A 1,448-nucleotide genomic window follows, 5' to 3' on the forward strand; every position below is an offset into this window, starting at 1 on the left:
GTCCACGAGCGTGCTGAACTCGATCAGCTTCTTGAAGAGCTCGGGCGATTGCTTGATGTAGTTGAGACGGTTGGTCATGTGTGCTCCGGCCTCAGTGCGGCTGAGGTACCCGTTCGCGGAGGCCGCGAGAGAGGAGAGAGGGAAAAAAAGATCCTGGGCACCGGCGATGCGGTGCGCGTTCAGAAGTCCCAGATGATCGGAACCCAGCGAAAGATGTCGCCTTCCGCCGCCACCCGGCCGATGGAGGGGAAGGGCAGGTGGGCGGCCACCAGCAGTCCGCGGCTTTGCACCAGTTCGCGGAACAGGGCGAGGCGAACGCGGGTCGCCTCCTCGGGGTCGTGTTCGAAGCCGTTCTGCCAGTCGGGGTGGTCGAATGCGACCGGGAACATGGCATCGCCCGCGAACATCAGGCGCTCGTTGCCCGACACCAGGTCGACCACGCTGTGCCCCGGGGTGTGGCCGCCGGTACGGCGGACCACCACACCCGGCGCCACCTCGCGCCGCTCCTCGAAGATCTGCAGCCGGTCGCGGTATTCGTTGTAGAAGCTCTTGGCGGTCGAACGCAGCACCTCGGGCACCGGATTCGGCATCACCGTGCGGGAGAAGTCGGGCGACATCCAGAAGTCGACCTCGGCCTTGGCCACGTGGATGCGCACATCCGGACGCAGGCGTTCCTTGATGCCGGGAACGAGCAGCCCGCCCACATGGTCCATGTGCATGTGGGTGATGATCACGTCGGTGATGGACTCGAGCTCGATGCCGGCCGCAGCCAGCCGCTGGGGAAACTGCCCAGCCCTCGGAAAGCCCGGGAACTGCCCACCCAGGCCCGCGTCGATGAGGATGGTCTGGTCGCCGCTGCGGGCCACCATCACGTTCAGCGGCCAGTCGTACTTGTCGGGCGGCATGAACATCTGGCCGAGCCAGTTGGCCAGGTCCGCCGGATCGGCGTTGGTGGCCATCGTCGTGGTGGGCAGCGGCAAGGGGCCGTCGCTGACCACCATCGCATCGATGTCGCCGATGCGCAGCGCGTAACGGGAGGGCACCAGGTCTTTGGTCTTCTCGCTCGTGGGTTGCAAGGTGTCATYAGTGAGGAACATGGCGGAATCTCCAAGAATGCGGCCCGGTTGCGCGGGCCAAACCAGCCGGGCGACTGGCAGCAAGTTGCCGTTCAACACCGAAGGGTTGTCGGGCTCGGATCACGGCTGAGTGCCGTATGCCATTGATCGTAGGGAGGCGGGGCGCGAGCCGGTAGGCCTGCAAAAGGACTCACGGTGGTGCCCGATATGCACCAAACGCGCGGGAGATCGAGGGGCGAGCCTTGCGTCGCAGGTCGTGCCCGCGCACCTCAACGCGTATCAACCGCGAATGAGGTCGGCCGCCGTGCGATCCCTTCGATCGCGAGCCTGGAGTTTCTTGCGTAGCCGCTTGATTGGCACATCGACCAGGTG

The 1,448-nt window shown here is 65.4% G+C and carries 1 protein-coding gene; it reads right to left on the reverse strand.

Going from position 1 to position 1,448, the window contains the following annotated elements:
• Positions 1–179: 179 nt before the first annotated feature.
• Complete coding sequence (locus AC04L7_RS18585; protein WP_475513685.1) at positions 180–1,097, reverse strand: MBL fold metallo-hydrolase; 918 nt, start codon at positions 1,095–1,097, stop codon at positions 180–182.
• Between the last annotated feature and the right edge of the window lie 351 nt (positions 1,098–1,448).

The sequence above is a fragment of the Pseudoxanthomonas sp. LjRoot204_2 genome, from assembly GCF_056175765.1.